This is a genomic window from Lacrimispora sphenoides (assembly GCF_900105215.1).
GTDB lineage: Bacteria > Bacillota > Clostridia > Lachnospirales > Lachnospiraceae > Lacrimispora > Lacrimispora sphenoides_A.
Map to the genome: position 1 here is coordinate 88,960 of NZ_FOIP01000002.1, position 18,228 is coordinate 107,187.

The following is an 18,228-nucleotide window of genomic DNA, read 5'->3' on the forward strand; positions in this document are numbered from 1 at the left end:
GGTATATCATCGATGATATCCAATAAATTTGATGTGACAGGAAAACATTGTATCATTACTGGTGGGGCTCAGGGCTTATCCCGCGGAATGGCTGAAGGTCTGCTGGAGGCCGGTTGTAAAGTAGTAATTGTGGATGTACAGAAAGATAAATTAGAATCTGTGGTGGCCGGTTATCAGTCACAGGGATACGAAGCTTTCAGCGTTGCCGGAAACCTTGCCGATCGTGAGGATATTGACCGTATCTTCAATGAATGTATGGAGATTCTGGATGGTAAGCTCGATGTACTGATTCCGGCTGCTGGGGTACAGAGAAGACATCTGCCGGAGGAGTTTCCGCTGGAGGAGTGGGATCTGGTCATTGATATCAACCTGAATCATGTTTTTATCATGATTCAGAAAGCGTTAAAGGTGATGCTGCAGCAGTCCACCGGGGGTAAGATTATCAACATTGGTTCCATGGTTACCTGGTTTGGCGGGACAACAGTGCCGGCTTACACTGCAACTAAGGGAGCGGTATCTCAGCTGACTAAGAGCCTGGCAGTTGACTGTGCCGGGCGGAATATCAATATCAACTGTATTTGCCCGGGTTATATGGACACGGAAATGTGTGCCAATATGACACAGGCCCGCAAGGATGAGTGTGCGCTTCGCATTCCTGCCGGTCGCTGGGGAACGCCGGAGGATTTAAAAGGACCGGTATTATTTCTGGCATCCGCAGCTTCAGATTATTTAAACGGTGCAACAATTCCGGTTGATGGCGGTTATTTGGTAAAGTAGCTGGGGAACAGCTGTATCTGACCGGAATAATGAGTATCAGAAATAAAAAACATGCAGAGAGGATACAGAATATACTCTTGCATGTTTTTTATTTTTGACATATCTGTCTCGAAAAGTTATGACATTTGCAGATTTGCAGACTTTTTAAAGCTGAAAAAATCGAGCTTACATCAAAAATACATCAAATTTACATCACGATATGTAGAGATATGGAATAAGAAGGTTAGTAAAGAGAAATTTCTGGCATATTTTTTAGAAGGACATTTTCATGTTAAATGAAGATGTCTTTTTTGTAAGAGACAGTTAAGAAGGTTGCGGTCAATAAGAAAAAAGACACGAAGTTCTTCTGGAATAGTAAAGACACAATGGCGGTGGAGGCAGGCCCAAAACCCCTCATGAGTGAGGGGCAGGGGAGTTGAGTGTGCCGAAGACACTTTGTTCCGTTTTGGAATATAAAAGGAGACAAAAATGAGAGAGAATATAAAATCTAATGATACAACAAATTCCCACAATTAAATGTTGAAAAAGATAATTTTTTTGTTGAATCTGTAAAAAACCCAATTGACAAGGTATGGTGAAGGTGCTATAATCCAATTAATCCTAAATGAGGACTAAATAACCTTGACAATTATAGATGTGCTAAATGGAGGTGTATATAAAGAAACTAAAATTAAATGGCAATGTAATTTGAGAATCGATTAATATTGGAGGAGAAAAGGAAAATGTTTAATATCAAAAAGAAAATTGCTGTTTCTGCGATAACAATGGGATTAGTAATTGGAACAATGGGATGTGGTGGTGCAGCCCCTGGTACTGCTCAGAAGACTGATGGAGACAAAGAATCGATAGAATTTTGGACCATATCGTTACAGCCGACTTTTAACGAATATTTTGGAAAATTGATCGCTGAATTTGAAAACGCAAATCCAAACGTAACGATCGACTGGAAAGACTACCCGAAGGATACGATTCAGGATAAATTATTGACCTCTATAGCCAGTGACAATGCACCGGATGTAGTGAACCTGAACGCAGATATGATCTTAACACTTGGAGATAAATCTGCTTTAGCAAATGCAGAAGAATATATTTCGGATGAAACCAAAAATTCATTTTTTGACGGAATTTACGGAGCAACTAAAGTGGAAGAACAGGTACTGGCATTACCTTGGTATACAACAATACCGATTATCTATATTAATGAAAGTCTTTTAAAAGATGCAAATATCTCCACGGAAAATTATCCAACTACCGCAGCAGAATACTATGATTGGGCAATTGATGTCACAAAAAAGACAAACTTATATGGAATGGCAATGGAAGCGAATATCCGTGAAATCTTAGGCTCTGCGGGGGTTCCGGTATTTAATGAAGATTATACAGAATTACTGATTAATAAACCGGAAGCGGTTGAAGTCATTAAAGAGTTTCAAAAATTGTATGAGGACAGTGCCAATCCGAAAGAAAATCTGGATCAGGAGACAAGAGCTCAATTATACAATTCAAAACAAGTTGTGTCTGTTTATTCCGGTACCACGTTTGTTAACAAATTCAAGACAACCGCACCGGATGTGTATCAAAATACCACGGTTATCCCGGTACCTTTTGAGCATAGTGTAACAACAACCATGTACTTAGGTGTTCCGGATAAATCGAAACATAAAGAGATGGCATTTAAATTTGCAGAGTTTGTTTCGAATCCTGACAATCAGTTGGAATTTTCAAAAACTGCAAATACGATACCTTCTACGAAAAAAACCATTGAAGACCCTTATTTTAAAGAAAGTGATGGTTCGTTAGAAGCACAAATCAAAATAGCGGCAGCTTCCGGTCTGGAAAAATCTATGGAAATTCCTGTACCCCAGCATATTTTGGAAAAAGTAAACCGCGATTTACAGGATATTTTATTTAATGACAAAGATGTGCAGGAAGGGTTGGACAAAATTGTAGAAGAAGTTAATAAACAACTCAAAGATTAATTCGTAGAAAGGATCCTATTGTTTTGGAGAAGATGAAAAATAAAAAAAATCATTTAAAGTCCGAAACTGCATATGCCTGGGTAACTATGTTACCCGGGCTGCTCATTTTAGCAGTGTTTGTTTTTTGGCCTCTGATATACAGTATTCCATTGGCATTTACAGACTATTCTGTAGTAGGGGATATGCATTTTGTAGGCATGAAGAATTTTGGGAAAGCATTTTCAGATTCGGATTTTATAGCCGCTCTTAAAAACTCAATTCAATATGTAATTATTGTTCCAATTATTCAGTTGATATCTCTTGCATTTGCGGTTGCGCTGAATCAGAAGATGAGGGGAGTAAAAGTATTTCGAACTCTTTTCTATTTTCCGGTAATTACATCTACGGTAGCGGTATCGATCGTATGGAGCTGGTTGTTAAGCAGTGGAGGACTGATTAACAAAATATTATTGGGAACCAATATTCTTTCTGAAAAAATCAGTTGGCTTTCCAATGATCAGACTGCTTTGTGGGTATTAATGTTTATTACCACCTGGAAGGGTGTCGGATATTATATGGTAATATATTTGGCGGGCTTACAATCGGTTCCCGGCGAATTAACAGAGGCAGCAAGAATTGACAGGGCTAGTAGCATTCAGATTTTTTTCAAAATACTAATCCCAATGCTGAAACCACAGGTTGTGATGTGCTCATTAATGAGTGTGATGAGTGCAATCAAGGTCTTTGATGAACCTTTCGTACTAACCAAAGGAGGTCCGGGAAACTCAACCTTAACTGCAAGTTTGTACATATACCAAAAGGGGTTTCAAAATTTTGATTTTGGATATGCAGCTGCGCTTAGTCTGATATTGAGTGTAATCATTTTATTCTTTAGCTTATTTGTAAAACTCTATAATCGAAAAAAATTAAGGTGAGCATGATGAACAGAAAAATTAAAAAAACATTTACTTATTTGATTTTGATTTGCATCAGCGTAATTATGGTTGGACCATTTCTTTGGCTGCTGCTTTCCTCTCTGCTTCCGAATACGAATGTATATGATTTTCCATACAATGTAAAACTTCAAAGTTTTTCCATATCCAATTTTACCGGGGTTTTTGAGTTTGTTGATTTTGGAAGTTATATATGGAATACGGTACTTATTTCTGGAGCCAGTGTATTTTTAAATGCGTTGATAGCGAGTATGACAGCTTATCCATTAGCAAAACTTAATTTTAAGGGAAAAGATATACTATTCACAATTATTATTTCGGCGATGATTATTCCCTCGACAGCAGCCATGGTTGTGAATTACCTGACCATCACCAAATTGGGATTAAGCGATTCTTACCTGGGAGTTATACTGCCCACATCTGTTACTATTTTTAATATATTCAATATGCGCCAGGCATTTTTAAATATTCCGGACTCCATAAGAGAGTCGGGGCGAATGGATGGCGCCAGTGAATTGAGAATATTTTTTTCATTGATCATGCCGATGGTAAAGCCTAGTATAGCAGTAGTAGTACTGTTCCAATTTATGGCAAGCTGGAATGATTTCCTCTGGCCTATGATTGTTTTGAACAGTACCAATAAATATCCGCTTTCCGCAGCATTAACCATGTTAAACGGACAGTTTGCATATAATTTTGGTTGGGTGGCTGCGGGAACTGTATTATCTATTTTGCCAACATTATTTATATTTGTACTGACACAGGATATGTTTGTAGATGGAGTCAGTGGTGCCAACAAAGGTTAATGAAAGGAATCTCAAGCATGAAAAAAGTACTTTATATTCCATTGGATGAAAGAGCTTGTAACTATGCCAATATTATCAGAATGTTTCGCGCAATTGATGATGTATGTCTTATCTATCCGGAAAGATGTCTACTGCCCAATAAAAAAGAACCTGCCGATATCAATGCCATGTGGGAGTTCGTGAAACATAACATAAAAGATTGTGATTATGCAGTGCTATCCATTGAAATGCTTTTCTATGGTGGATTACTGCCATCCCGCATTCACAATAAAAGGGACGAACAGGAAATTACTGAATTTGCGGTAAAATTGCGTACTCTAAAAGAAGAAAATCTGGAGTGTAAAATCTTTGTTTCCAGTTTAATAATGCGAACACCAAGATATAGCAGCAGTGAACAGGAACCTGAGTATTATGAAATATATGGCGAACGGATTTTTAAGTTTGGTGTTTTAAAGGACAAGAGCAACAGGGGGATTATAACAGATGAGGAGCAGCAGGAATATTGTAAATTGAAAAGTGAAATTCCTACGGAAATAATCCATGATTTTGAATCCCGAAGGGCATTTAATCGGAATGTGATAAGTGAAGTGGTTCAACTGCTAAAGGAGGGTGTTTTTGAGTTCTTAGTAATACCGCAGGATGACTCCTATCCGTTTGGTTATACGTCTATCGACCAACAGCATATTTATAGTCTGGTAAAAAAGGAAAACCTAAATAATCAGATATTAATGTACCCGGGGGCTGATGAATTTGGCTATACCCTCACTGCAAGAGTTGTCAATCAAGTCAGAGGTTTAACCCCGAATATATTTGTGTTTTATTCTTCTGTTTCCGGCGAATTTGTGGTTCCTAAATATGAGGACAGGGTGATAGGTGAAAGCTTGAAATCTCATGTTCTGGCAGTTGGCGGACGGTTGACCAACAATCCGGATTCAGCAGATATTATTTTGGCTTATAACACACCGGCAAAAGAAATGATAGAAGCCAGCGGACAGTTTGAACATAATATCCATTACGACCGGGAAAGAAATCTTCCGTATTTTGTAAATGAAATCGTTTACTATTTAAATAAAAACAGGTACATGGCTGTCTGTGACTGCGCGTACGCAAATGGCGGGGATTTTCAACTGCTCAATATGTTGAATGCAGGGACAAAGCTGGTTTCGAACATTAAGAGTTATCATGCTTGGAATACAAATTGTAATACACTTGGCAGTACATTGTCTGAATCTTGTGTTTTTCTGCAGGCATCGGAACATAAGGTAAAGGAAAATCTTATATCCAGTATTTTTGAAGATGTATTTTATGAAGGAAAAATACGAAAAGAGTTTATAGATGAATATCTGCCTGAACATGAGGAAGTTTCGTATTTTAACATACAAAAAAGAATCACTGAAATAACGGAAATTACCCGTCGCAGAGTACTTGCTCTTTATGATTCTGTTTTAAGCAACAATAACGGATTAAAGATAGAGAGAGTATCGATTGGTTTTCCTTGGAATCGATTATTTAATGGGGATTTTCAAGTCACACTAAAAGACAAGTAATATAATGGGAGATTTCTATGAAATTGTTGACGTTTTACAAAAAGCAAGTCGAAGAAAGCATATTGCCATTTTGGCTTAGAGCCTTTGATTATGAGTTTGGAGGAGTGTATACCTGTTTTAATAATGAGGGAACAGACCTGCTCAGCACAGATAAGTATGTGTGGTCACAAGGCAGATATTTATGGATACTATCAAAATTGTATGAAATGAATCAGCAAGGTAAGATAGAAGTTGACCCTGATACAGTAAAAAAACAGGCGGGATTAACTCTGGAATTTTTGCAGAAAAATGTTTTATTGCCAGATGGCAGCTGCACCTTTTTATTAACACGGGAGGGTATCAAAAAAGAAGTGGATCCGGGCGCGGGGTTCGACAGCAGCATTTTTGCAGACTGCTTTGTGTTACTGGGTTTTTCCCGATATATGAAGGCATTTGGCAAGCATCAGGTGGTATTTGAATGGATTTGGAATCTTTATTTGAATGTAGAAAATAGAATAAAATCAAATTCTTATAAAACCCATCCCTATCCAACTCCGGAGGGTATGAAAACGCATTCGATTCCAATGATCATGCTGAATGTTACCCAGGAATTAAAAACCTGCCTTTCCGGTTTTGATATGAGGAAAGAGGCTTATCTTGAGAACAAAGAAACTGAGTATATGGATATTATCCTCAATGAATTCTGCAATCCGGAATATAGAATAGGTGAAATGCTATACTTAGATTCTGCCAGGGATGATTCTATTTTGACAAGGCATTTAAATCCTGGCCATTCGATAGAAGATTCCTGGTTTATCATTCATTCGGCGCTATCAAAAGACAGGAAAGACATTGTAGACAAGGCATACCACATCGCAATGAAAGCACTTGAACTTGGATGGGATAAAGATAGCGGTGGGATATTACGGTATGTAGATTATGAATTTGGCGGGATGCCTCAAGGGAAATTGGGAGACGATCCACTTTCAAAATTAATTCATGAAACCTGGGATTACAAATTATGGTGGCCCCATTCGGAATCCCTTTATGCTCTCTTGTTATTAGGTTCCATATATCAGGGGTCTGAAATAGAAGAATGGTATTTGATTTTGCATCGATATATTTTTTCTATGTTTCCTAATTGCTATAAGGAAACGGGTGAGTGGATACAGATAAGAAAACGAAACGGAGAACCGGAAGATAGAGTGGTGGCTTTGCCGGTAAAAGACCCTTATCATATTTTAAGAAATATGCTCCTGATTATTGATTTGCTAAGCGATAATGATAGTTTTGCTGAAATAATTGAAAGCAAGCTGAAATGATGACGAAATTATATAAATATTTGGAGGAATAAAATGAATAACTTAGAATTACATATTAGATCTTTTAATGATCGTGAGGAAATGGGACGACAAGCGGCTCGTGATATTGCAGACAAATTAAAGGAAGTAATCATAAAAAAAGGACAGGCAAGGGTGATTTTTGCATCAGCTCCTTCCCAGGATGAGATGCTGAACCACTTGGCACAGGAAGATGTTGATTGGTCCAAGGTGGTTGGATTTCACATGGATGAATACCGAGGATTAGATGGGGAGGATGAGAGGTTATTTGGCTCTTACATTAAAAATCATTTGTTCAACAAGGTTACTATAGGAAAATATTACTTAATGAATCCGAGTAATGACGAAGAGGCTGAAATAAAACGGTATTGTGCGCTTTTGCAAGAAAGTCCCATAGATATCTGCTGCATGGGAATTGGAGAAAACGGCCATTTAGCATTTAATGAACCAGAATATGCAGATTTCAATGATCCCAGTGTAATGAAGCTAGTTACCTTAGATCCAATCTGCCGTCAGCAGCAGGTAAACGATGGATGCTTTGAAACAATTGATCTAGTACCGACTAAAGCATTGACTTTGACTATCCCCACACTGTTTGCGTCTGAATTTATTTTTTGTGCCGTACCGGGTGAAACCAAGAGAGATATTCTGATTAAAACATTCAGCGCAGACGTGAATGAAAAGATTCCTGCAACAATACTAAAAAAACATAATAATTGCACGATATATACCGATCAAAATGTGATTGGCCGGGAGTAATTGAATGAGTGAAGAAATCGTTGATTTAACTAAGGGGAAAATATCTCCGATGGTTCGAAAGAAATTAGAGTCTATTGATAAGCCGGGAAGGTTTATAATCTCTCCAGCTCTAATTGATATTCAGATAAATGGTTTTTCCGGAATTGATTTTAATGACGAAAAGTTAAAAGTGGAAGATATTGAATATGTTTCAAAGGTATTGGCTGGTCAGGGGATAGGATTTTATTGTCCTACTATTATCACAAATAGTGAAGAAAAAATAGATTACTTGTTAAATGTGATTAAGCAGGCGACAGAGCAATTTGAACTTTGCAAGAAAATGATTCTGGGAATACATTTAGAGGGACCTTTTATATCAAAGGAGGATGGGCCCAGGGGGGCTCATCCGTTAGAGTTTGTAACAGCTCCGAACGTTAAATTAATACAGCGGTGGAAAGAAATTTCAAATAATTTAGTCAAAATAATTACGGTATCTCCTGAATGGGAAAATATTGATGAATTTTTTGACTACTGTATTAAACGTAATATTTTAGTATCGATTGGGCATACATCAGCAAATACCGGTCAGATTGAACAAGCGGTTCGCCACGGCGCGGCCTGCTCTACGCATCTGGGTAATGGGAGCCATTCGCTTTTGAAAAGACATCCTAATTATATTTGGGATCAGCTAAGTTACGACCAGTTATATGCATCAATTATTGCGGATGGGCATCATTTGCCGGATAATGTAATTAAAATTTTTGCAAAAGTAAAAAAAGAAAAATTAATATTGATAAGTGATGCAACTCAATTTTCGGGCAAACAACCAGGTGATTATGAAACTCTGATTGGTGGTAAAGTGACTCTTACAAAAGAAAAAAGATTATATGTTGCTGACCACCCGGAATATTTAGCAGGTTCTGCCATGGGCTTGTTGGACATTTTAAAATATATAAAAAAATCAAATGTGTTAGATTTAGAATATGCTATTAGCTGTGGAACAAATCATCCGATGGACATGTTAAAAAGGGTGTGCAAATTTAATAATGATGCTATAATAGTATTTTATGAGAGTGAAGACGATTTAGAGTATTTAGGTACATATGATGAGGTGTTGGATTAACACATGATGGCATATCAGGAGGCAAACGCTTGTGGAAAAAGTAGGACCGGCAATTTTGAGAGAAATAAACAGGCGAAAAGTATTGAAGCTAATCAGACAAAACAGACCGATTTCGAGAAAAGAAATAGTCGGTTTAACTAAGCTGGGTAAAAACACGATTTCATTGATAGCGGAAGATTTAATTCATGAAAATGTGATATACGAAGCATACACAGAGAACAAGAAACAAGCAGGCAGGCCTACCGTTGCTTTAGATTTTCAGGCAGACGGAATGTTAATCCTTGGTATTGTTTTATCTGCGAAAATTATTACCGGAACGGTGTACAACTATGGATTGAGTACTGTCAGGCATTATGAAGAACCTGTGCAGCCGAAAGAGAATCTCGTGGATAAGTTAATGAATTTTATCAAAAATGTTTCAAGCGATTACCCTGCTTTGTTTGGTATATCAATTGCAATTCCCGGAATTGTCAATTCCGGGAAAGGCGTAATAGAAAAATCATTTCAATTAAAATGGGAAAATGTCAATTTGAAAGAAATGTTGGAAAGTTTCTTTGAAGGAAAAGTTTTCTTGTGTAATACGGTAAAAAGTGTAGCATTATTGCAGTATGAAGTAGCACTGAATAAACCGGAATCAGCATTCTTTATGAATATTGATAAGGGTTTGGGGGGAGCTTATATCCGGAAAAACAAAGCGCTTTATGGGAAAAATGGATGTGCTTGCGAAATTGGTCAAATGTTAGTTTCGATTTCAGATGATCAAAACGACCAAACAGTTGAAGCGTTCTATAATAGTATTATTGGAAGTTACGAATGTATTTCGAAAATAAAAAAAGAAGATATTGAAAGAATCACAAACATGATTTTTAAGTTAATTATAAATTTGAATTATCTATTCGATCCTGAAAAGATATTTTTATATGGTTCAACGATTAATCATAATTTATTTAAGGAGTCATTAACAGCCAAAAAAATACCAGCCAACGTATCTTTTTGTGAGCAGCTGGATAATAATTTAGCTTCTGCATATGCACTGATTAATGATTTTGAAAATGGGATAGAGTATTAATATGCATTTGGGATATCAAATTGATTTGTCCAGCTCCTTTGCAATGCACATAAAGTCACTGAAATACAGCAGATCAGGCTAAGAATACTAATTGACATTAGTATACAACCAAACGGAAAAGCTATCCCTTAACGCAAATAGGGGATAGCTTTTAATCCTTTCGAATTGCTCTTTTGAAGGATGTAAACCTAGACAAGGACTGTCTAGTCCCGCCATTGAATATGATTATCAAAAAATCATGTAATTGTTTGTAACATATTGTTATGAACAGATAGGGTTGGCATATAATAGAATTAATAAGATCATTTGAGGATAGCTATGATCATACACGTTGTCCAACCTGGTGATACCATCTTTACAATTTCAGAGTATTACAAAATCCCTATTGACAGATTAATATTGGAAAACGGAATTATTAACCCAGACAATTTAGCAATAGGCCAAACGATTGTGATTGTTCAACCTGAAACAGTTTATACCGTCCAGGAAGGTGATACTTTAGAAAGTATTGCAGAGAAGCACGGTGTTTCAACAATGGAATTATTAAGAAACAATCCCTATCTCTCCGATAGAGAATATTTATACTCCGGTGAAACGATTGTTATAAAATATCAAACGGATAAATCAAAAACAATTGCCACCAGTGGTTATATCTTTTCCTATATAGATAAATCTGTTTTAATAAAAACACTTCCTTTTTTAACGTATTTGACTATTTTCAATTATAGAGCTACAAGTTTAGGAGAGATTATCGCAACTGCTGACGACACAGAACTTATCCAGCTGGCTAAATCATATGGTGTTGCGCCCATGTTGTTTGTTTCCACGATTTCGGGAGAGGGAATAGCCAGCCGTGAAGTGAACTATGAAATTTTAAATAATCCTACTATACAGGATAGCCTTATTAATAATGCTCTTCAAATAGTAAAATCAAAAGGTTATTATGGTATAAACATATATGTCGAAGACATCACCTTAGACAATATAAATAATATTGCAGAATATTTGAAAAAAGCATCAGCGATATTTCATTCAGAAGGTGTCAGGATCGTGATTACCACAACACCGATTACGAATAGTGAAACCCCATATGCCAGTTTTGAAAAATTAGACTATTCAAAATTTGCTGAATATGTGGATGGAATTATATTTTCATCTTATGACTGGGCAAGGTCTTACAGCTATCCAAGCTCAATCTTTCCGGTTGATTTTTTGAGAGGCTTGTTAGATTATGCGGTTAGTATTATTCCATCTGAATTAATTTTTCTAGGTATCACCACACTTGGTTATGATTGGACACTCCCCTATGTTCCCGGTGCCACAGAAGCCACTGTAATAACCAATGAAAATGCAGTACTAATTGCAGCGGAAAATAATATACCAATACAATTTAATGAAGCGGCGCAATCACCTTATTTCTATTATATCGACAGTAGTGGAATTATGCATGTAATATGGTTTAAAGATGCAAGAAGCTTTGATGCACGGGCAGCGCTGGCAGGAGAATATAACCTCCAGGGTTTATCTCTTTGGACTGTTATGAGATTCGATGCCCAAATGTGGCTTATTATTAATAATCAATATTATATAGAAAGACGTTTAGGAATTAGTTAAACAATCATGTGATTTTTCAATATTGTTGATAACATGAACAGAGGTATGGTAAAATTCTAATTCAGCACGATTAACCAAAAAGGCTTAAATTTAGATGAAGGAAGGAAAAAGCAAACAATGGACAATCAGGAAATTATTGATAAATTAACGAAGGTATGTATCTGCAAAGGAGTTTCTAAACAAACAATAAAAAAGGCAATTTCAGAAGGTGCAGATACCGTTGAAAAAGTATGGAGTATGACGAATACTGGCAATGGCAGCTGTAAAGGAAAACGCTGCGGAGAAAAAATTCAGCATATTTTGGATAATTGGGAAGAAGAAAAGTAATTTTTGCATTGATTTTATAACCCGGTAAAAAGGCTGTTGCAAAGTGATTTGCAATGGTCTTTTTTTAGTCAAGAAAGTAACAGTTTGATCGTTTATCCTATGAAAAGATTCTGATTCGTGGTATTGCAGATAAAAAAGATTTATAGATAGAATCTATAAATAACAGGTTACTTATCGATTAAATCAATTGGACTCAAAAGCAGTACCTACTTATAATTAATATAGCAAAAAATTATACATATTGGGAGAAGAAGTATTATGAAAAAAAGGGTACTGGGTGTATTGCTGTGTCTTTCCATAGCAGTATCACTGACAGCAGGATGTGCAGCAAAGACTGAAAGTAAACCTGCTGAAAGCGAAAAGAAGACGGAGAAGGAAGAAAAGACGGATGTAAACGCTGATCCGGTGGATAAAAAAAAGGTGTATGTATCACCGGACTGGGTGAAGAGCGTAATTGAAGGGAATCAGGAAGAGTCATCTGATTATGTGATTCTGGAATGTGCATGGGGAGAGGAAGCAGATAACCCTGCATATACAGAAGGACATATCAAGGGTGCCTATCATATGAACACGGATTATATAGAATCAGAAGAATATTGGAACATCCGCACACCGGAGGAAATAGAAAAGCTGATGACTGATTACGGTATTACAAAAGATACGACTGTAATATGCTATGGAGCGGATGGGATAAATTCTGCAGATGACAGAGTCGCATTTACTCTGCTATGGGCAGGAGTAGAAAATGTAAAATGTTTAGATGGCGGGCTTGAGGCCTGGACAAAAGCCGGTTACGGCATGGAAAAAGGCAGCAATAAGCCGAAGGCAACAGACAAGGGATTTGGAACAACAGTTCCTGCCCATCCGGAATATGTTATTTCCATTGATAACGTAAAAGAAAAGCTTGAAAGTGACAGCAATTTCAAATTAGTGAGTATCAGGAGCAAGGCGGAATTCTCTGGAGAAACCAGCGGATACGGATATATCGATAAAGCAGGAGAACCCAAAGGCGCGATTTGGGGACATGATACGGACGATGGTTCTTATAATAAGGCAGATGGAACGACAGTCGGTATAGATGTGCTGGAAGGATATTTAAAAGAATCCGGAGCCTCTCTTGATGATGAACTGGCATTTTACTGCGGAACGGGCTGGAGAGCCACAATCCCATTTTTGATCTGCTACGAAAACGGCTATACTAACGCAGAGCTTTATGACGGAGGCTGGTATCAGTGGCAGATGGATGACAGCTTACCGGTGCAGGTGGGAGATCCTGAAAGCGGTAAATGTGAATATACCACGGTAGGAAATCTTTCCAAGGACAAAGCAGCAAAATAACAACAAGTATATGAGCGCTGGACGCGGAAGCGGCAGCGCTTATTTTAACATGGGAAAATGCAAAATGAAAAAGTTTGGATATTTTATTATAACCTTTGCAGAAATTCTATTTTTAGCGGGTGCATACATCATCCAATATTTTACCAGGAAAAAAATGGGGATGGCAAGATATGTGATTTATAAAAGTCAAGGCTGGGAGCACTCATTTCCCATAGAAACATTGAAATACACTTCTATTTCAGTTTTGACAGCATTGACACTTCTGCTTTTGGCAGCTTTGGTTTTCCGGCGCGAGCAAAAGGGGAGACTGGAGATTGCAATGCATGTTGCTATGGTTATACTTACAGCGTTTTACGGAACTTATACTTATATTGGCTCCACAAAGACGATGAGAGCGTACTATTTGATCAGCCTGATGTTCGGAGCAGCAGCGCTGCTGCAAATCATAAAAACAGGGGCGGTACAAGTGATGCGGAGAAAGAAAAAGGATGAATAATAAAAAAGTGTGGGTATTTGCAGGAATCATCGTTATGATTCTTTGTTTTAATCATGTATTTGGGTGGTCTTCCTATATCAGTAATATGGATAATCTGGCTTTTCTAAAGCAGGCGGTAGAGGATAATCTCCCCTATGCCATTGCAATCTATATGCTGCTCACCATTGCAGGCTGTGCCTTTCTTGCCCTTCCAGGTGTCACATTTGCAATATTTGCCGGTCTGTTATTTGGCCCCGTTCTGGGTACGGTATGTTGTTCTGCAGCTACCACAATCGGGGCGGTTCTTGCATTTGTGGCAGGCAGGTTCTTTTTAAAAGACATAGTCAGACCAATGGTGGTAAAGAATAAATATCTGAATAAATGGTTGTTTGACAATTCTGGAAAAAACCAGTTGTTTGTCCTCATCATTACAAGGCTTGTGCCGGTATTTCCCTATAACCTCCAAAACTTTGCCTACGGCATTACAGATATTAAATTCAGCACTTACATGATCGGTTCTCTGGTTTTCATGCTTCCTGGTACCGCGATGTACACGGTTGGAACGGCCGGGCTTGCGAACAAAGAAAACCGGATGCTGTATATGGGGATCGCGGCGGTATTGGCAATTGGGGTGCTGGGAATGGGGGTATTCTTAAAGAGGAGATACATACAGGAGGAGCAAGATGGAAGATAAGCCGAGAATCATGGATCCGGATGTATGCGTTCATTGCCATATCTGCCGGCAGCACTGTCTCTTTCTGGAGAAATATAACATAGATATCGGTGATAAAGAAAAGCTGGAGGAGCTTTCTTATCACTGCTTTTTATGCGGCAGGTGTTCTGAAGTCTGTCCCAAGGGAATTGACGGAAGAGAAGTAGTTTTAGGGATGCGAAAGGAGCAGGTTCGGAGAAATGATGGGCAGCTTCGTGAAAAAGGCTACGGAATGCTTGTAAGGGAAAAACAGAACTATTTATTTCAGAACTACGGTCTTGGGGCGAAAAAGAGCGTCCTTTTTCCAGGCTGCAATTTCCCGGCCTATTATCCCAAGACGACCAGATACCTGATGGAACTGTTTCGGGAAAGAGCAGGAGCAGGGACAGTATTTGACTGCTGCGGAAAGCCCATTGCAGAACTTGGAATGGAGAAGCAGGAAGAAGAGATTATAGGAAGAGTCGAGAGAAAGCTAAGAGAAAACGGCGTGGAGGAAGTGATTACCCTCTGTCCAAACTGCTACGCTTATTTAAAACCCCGCCTGAACGTAAACGTAGTGAGTATATATGAAAAACTTCGGGAGCTTGGAATTGGGAAGATGATTGAGGGAAGGCTCACCATATTTCCGCCTTGCCCGGACAGGGAAAATCAGGAGCTTTTGGGTTTCATACGTGCGTTCTTAAAGGAGGAGCCGGATCTGATCTCTCATGTGCAGTGCTGCGGGCTTGGAGGCTGCGCCGGGAGCAAAGAAAAGGATCTGGCAAGACAGATGGTTTGCAGCATCGGACAGGAGAATGAGAAGACCATTTATACTTACTGCGCTTCCTGTTCGGGGAATTTTGTAAGAAAAGGATACAGGGATACAAAGCATATTCTTTTAGAAATATTAGAGAGAAACGAGGAGCCGGACACAGGCAGGTCTGTGGTAAACCGAATCATAACGAAATACCGGAGAGAGAAAAATAATGGTTAAAAAAAGTAAATGGATTAAGAAATTCGTGTTGATGTTAGGAATTGGGGCTGGGATAGCAGGTTATTATGGGATTCCATCGGTAAAAGAAACCATAAATCAGGTATTTAAAATGTTTGCCAGCGGCGATTTTGGAGTGATGAAAGATTTTATCGCATCCTGGGGGGCGTATGCAGCTGTAATATCCTTTGGGCTTATGATATTTCAGTCAATAGCGGCTCCTCTGCCAGCCTTTCTCATTACCTTTGCAAATGCCAATCTGTTTGGTTGGTGGCAGGGAGCGATCCTCTCGTGGACAAGTGCCATGGCGGGAGCAGCGCTATGCTTTTATATTGCAAGAGTTCTGGGAAGAGATGCGGCAGAAAAGTTTACAAGCAAGGCCGGATTAAAGCAGGTGGATGCGTTCTTTGAAAAGTATGGAAAAAGTACGGTTCTGGTCTGTCGTCTTTTGCCCTTTGTATCCTTTGACCTTGTAAGCTATGGGGCAGGACTTACTTCCATGCCATTTGGCTCCTTCTTTCTTGCAACCGGAGTCGGTCAGCTTCCGGCGACCATTGTATATTCCTATGTGGGAGGAATGCTGTCAGGCGGCGCAAAATTATTTGTAACAGGGCTTATGATCTTGTTTGCATTGTCGGCGTTCATTGTAATGGCAAGAAAAATATACGTGGAAAAACAAAAGCAAAAGGGAGAGAAGTAAGAATGGGTATTTGTGAAAGACAGCATATCACCTTTGAAGAAATCCAGGAATTATTCCTCCAGGGAATTGACTGTTCTCAGGTAGTTGCAGGGGCGTTTTCGGAAGAATTGGAAACGGATAAGAAACTGCTCAGGAAGGTTTCTGCCTGCTTTGGGGGAGGTATGCAGTGCGGGGAAACATGCGGAGCTGTTACGGGTGCTTTGATGGTGCTTGGAATAAAGTATGGACACAGTGAAGAGGGAGATACCGGGCAGAAGCAGGTAATGATGCAGAAAACCGGGGAATTTAAGAGGCTGTTCGGGGAGAGATATCCTTCCTGCATCTGCACTGATCTGCTGGGGAATGATATTTCCAGGAAGGAAGAACTGGCAAAGGTGATGGAGAAGGGGCTGCTTCTTCAGTTCTGCCCCAAGGTTGTGGAAGATACAATAGAAATTTTAGGAAAGATATTATAAATGAGACGGGCAATTATCATATTTACAAGGGTACCAATACCGGGAAGTACGAAGACCAGGATGATGCCCCAGCTTAGTCCACGGCAATGTGCAAAGCTTCATATCTGTTTTTTGAAAGACATAAAAAAGGAATGTGAAAAGTGTAAGGCAAGTATTTTTGTCTGTTATACCCCGGATGAAGATAAACAAAAAAGGGATCTAAAGGAAGTAATGGGAAAGCAAAGAGGGTACTTTCCACAACGGGGGGAACATCTGGGAGAACGGATGTACCGTGCATTTGAAGAAGTATTTGCTATGGGGTATGAGGAATGCATTCTGATTGGAACCGATGTGCCGGAGCTTCGGTCCGATGATCTTAAGCGGGCATTTGAAGTGCTTAAGGCCCGGGATGTGGTGTTCGGGAAAACCTATGACGGAGGATATTATCTCGTAGGGATGAAGAAAGCCCGGCGGGAGGTCTTTGGCCTTGACCGGTATGGGCATGGAGCAGTTTTAAAGGAAACCATAAAGGCACTTTCCCAGGCCGGTATTACGGTGGGCTATACGAAGATGCTTTGGGATATGGACACCCCATCGGATTTAAAACAGTACCGGAAACGGATGCGTGTCAAGAAAGAGCTGAAACAGACGGAAACCGGGCGGTATGCGGCTGGAATCACTCCGGTCTCTATCATTATCCCCATATATAATGAAGAAAAGAGAATTGTAATGTTTCAGGAGCAGTTAAAGGAACTGCAGGGAAAATGTGAAATATTATTCGTGGATGGGGGAAGCACAGACCGCACACTGGAATTAATAGATCCCGGATATACCGTGCTGCATAGTGAAAAAGGCAGGGGAAGGCAGATGAACGCAGGAGCGAAAGTAAGCTGCGGAGATATACTGTTTTTCCTCCATTGTGACAGTGAGCTTCCGCCAAAGCCACTGGCGGAAATCAGGCGGGTGATGCGGGATCATCAGGCAGGCTGTTTTGGGATAGCATTTCACTCTCATAACTTTTTCATGTTTACATGCAGGGTGATTTCCAACCACAGAGTTAAGGACCGGAAGGTCATGTTTGGAGATCAGGGAATTTTTGTGGACCGGGAGTTATTCTTTGAAGCTGGAATGTTTCCCGAGATTCCGATCATGGAAGACTACCAGTTCTCACTGATATTAAAGAAAAAACGGGTGAAGCTTGGGATTGCAGGGAGAAGAATTTATACATCGGACAGGCGTTTTCCAAAAGGGACCGTACCAAAGCTTAGGCTCATGTGGAAAATGAACCGGCTCCGAAAAATGTACCGGGACGGAGTTTCCATAGAAAAAATCTCGGATATGTACCGGGACATCAGATAGGGGGTGGAG

Annotated in this window: 18 protein-coding genes; all 18 read left to right on the top strand. The window is 39.2% G+C overall.

Annotation, left to right across the window (positions count from 1 at the left end):
- Window positions 1-12 precede the first annotated feature (12 nt).
- A complete protein-coding gene (locus tag BMW45_RS17150; protein ID WP_092246793.1) occupies window positions 13-777 on the top strand; it encodes an SDR family NAD(P)-dependent oxidoreductase in 765 nt (254 codons plus the stop codon).
- 722 nt (window positions 778-1,499) lie between these two features.
- Complete coding sequence (locus tag BMW45_RS17155; RefSeq protein ID WP_092246796.1) at window positions 1,500-2,756, top strand: ABC transporter substrate-binding protein; 1,257 nt, start codon at window positions 1,500-1,502, stop codon at window positions 2,754-2,756.
- A 32-nt stretch (window positions 2,757-2,788) separates the two neighbouring features.
- The gene (locus BMW45_RS17160) at window positions 2,789-3,670 is read left to right on the top strand and encodes a carbohydrate ABC transporter permease (protein WP_092246799.1); all 882 of its coding nucleotides are present in this window, start codon (window positions 2,789-2,791) and stop codon (window positions 3,668-3,670) included.
- Between the two features lie 2 nt (window positions 3,671-3,672).
- On the top strand, window positions 3,673-4,494 hold the full coding sequence (locus BMW45_RS17165) for a carbohydrate ABC transporter permease (RefSeq protein ID WP_084719531.1): 822 nt from the start codon (window positions 3,673-3,675) through the stop codon (window positions 4,492-4,494).
- A gap of 17 nt (window positions 4,495-4,511) precedes the next feature.
- Window positions 4,512-6,041, top strand: coding sequence for a DUF4127 family protein (locus BMW45_RS17170; protein ID WP_166433409.1), 1,530 nt, complete (start codon window positions 4,512-4,514; stop codon window positions 6,039-6,041).
- Between the two features lie 17 nt (window positions 6,042-6,058).
- Window positions 6,059-7,342, top strand: a complete 1,284-nt coding sequence (locus tag BMW45_RS17175) for an AGE family epimerase/isomerase (protein WP_092246805.1) — start codon at window positions 6,059-6,061, stop codon at window positions 7,340-7,342.
- Window positions 7,343-7,375: 33 nt separating this feature from the next.
- Window positions 7,376-8,119 carry a 6-phosphogluconolactonase gene (locus tag BMW45_RS17180; protein ID WP_092246808.1) on the top strand — a complete coding sequence of 248 codons (744 nt, stop codon included), beginning with the start codon at window positions 7,376-7,378 and terminating at the stop codon, window positions 8,117-8,119.
- A gap of 4 nt (window positions 8,120-8,123) precedes the next feature.
- Window positions 8,124-9,221, top strand: coding sequence for an N-acetylglucosamine-6-phosphate deacetylase (locus BMW45_RS17185; protein WP_092246811.1), 1,098 nt, complete (start codon window positions 8,124-8,126; stop codon window positions 9,219-9,221).
- Between the two features lie 31 nt (window positions 9,222-9,252).
- On the top strand, window positions 9,253-10,290 hold the full coding sequence (locus tag BMW45_RS17190) for an ROK family protein (protein WP_092246814.1): 1,038 nt from the start codon (window positions 9,253-9,255) through the stop codon (window positions 10,288-10,290).
- Between the two features lie 318 nt (window positions 10,291-10,608).
- Complete coding sequence (locus tag BMW45_RS17195) at window positions 10,609-11,904, top strand: LysM peptidoglycan-binding domain-containing protein (protein ID WP_092246818.1); 1,296 nt, start codon at window positions 10,609-10,611, stop codon at window positions 11,902-11,904.
- A gap of 117 nt (window positions 11,905-12,021) precedes the next feature.
- Window positions 12,022-12,231: a (2Fe-2S)-binding protein gene (locus BMW45_RS17200; RefSeq protein WP_025231873.1), complete on the top strand. Its 210-nt coding sequence runs from the start codon at window positions 12,022-12,024 to the stop codon at window positions 12,229-12,231.
- A 258-nt stretch (window positions 12,232-12,489) separates the two neighbouring features.
- Entirely contained in the window at window positions 12,490-13,569 is a 1,080-nt protein-coding gene (locus BMW45_RS17205; RefSeq protein ID WP_092246821.1) for a sulfurtransferase, read from the top strand.
- Window positions 13,570-13,633: 64 nt separating this feature from the next.
- Complete coding sequence (locus tag BMW45_RS17210) at window positions 13,634-14,065, top strand: hypothetical protein (protein WP_143057062.1); 432 nt, start codon at window positions 13,634-13,636, stop codon at window positions 14,063-14,065.
- Window positions 14,058-14,738 carry a TVP38/TMEM64 family protein gene (locus BMW45_RS17215; RefSeq protein ID WP_092246827.1) on the top strand — a complete coding sequence of 227 codons (681 nt, stop codon included), beginning with the start codon at window positions 14,058-14,060 and terminating at the stop codon, window positions 14,736-14,738. Before BMW45_RS17210 ends, BMW45_RS17215 begins: the two co-directional genes overlap by 8 nt.
- A complete protein-coding gene (locus BMW45_RS17220) occupies window positions 14,728-15,729 on the top strand; it encodes a heterodisulfide reductase-related iron-sulfur binding cluster (RefSeq protein ID WP_092246830.1) in 1,002 nt (333 codons plus the stop codon). The genes BMW45_RS17215 and BMW45_RS17220 overlap by 11 nt, the downstream gene beginning before the upstream one ends.
- On the top strand, window positions 15,722-16,426 hold the full coding sequence (locus BMW45_RS17225) for a TVP38/TMEM64 family protein (RefSeq protein ID WP_092246832.1): 705 nt from the start codon (window positions 15,722-15,724) through the stop codon (window positions 16,424-16,426). The genes BMW45_RS17220 and BMW45_RS17225 overlap by 8 nt, the downstream gene beginning before the upstream one ends.
- Window positions 16,427-16,428: 2 nt before the next feature.
- Window positions 16,429-16,881 (top strand): C-GCAxxG-C-C family protein, encoded by a 453-nt coding sequence (locus tag BMW45_RS17230; protein WP_330390794.1) that lies wholly within the window; start codon window positions 16,429-16,431, stop codon window positions 16,879-16,881.
- Window positions 16,882-18,219, top strand: coding sequence for a TIGR04283 family arsenosugar biosynthesis glycosyltransferase (locus BMW45_RS17235; RefSeq protein WP_092246835.1), 1,338 nt, complete (start codon window positions 16,882-16,884; stop codon window positions 18,217-18,219).
- Window positions 18,220-18,228 lie beyond the last annotated feature (9 nt).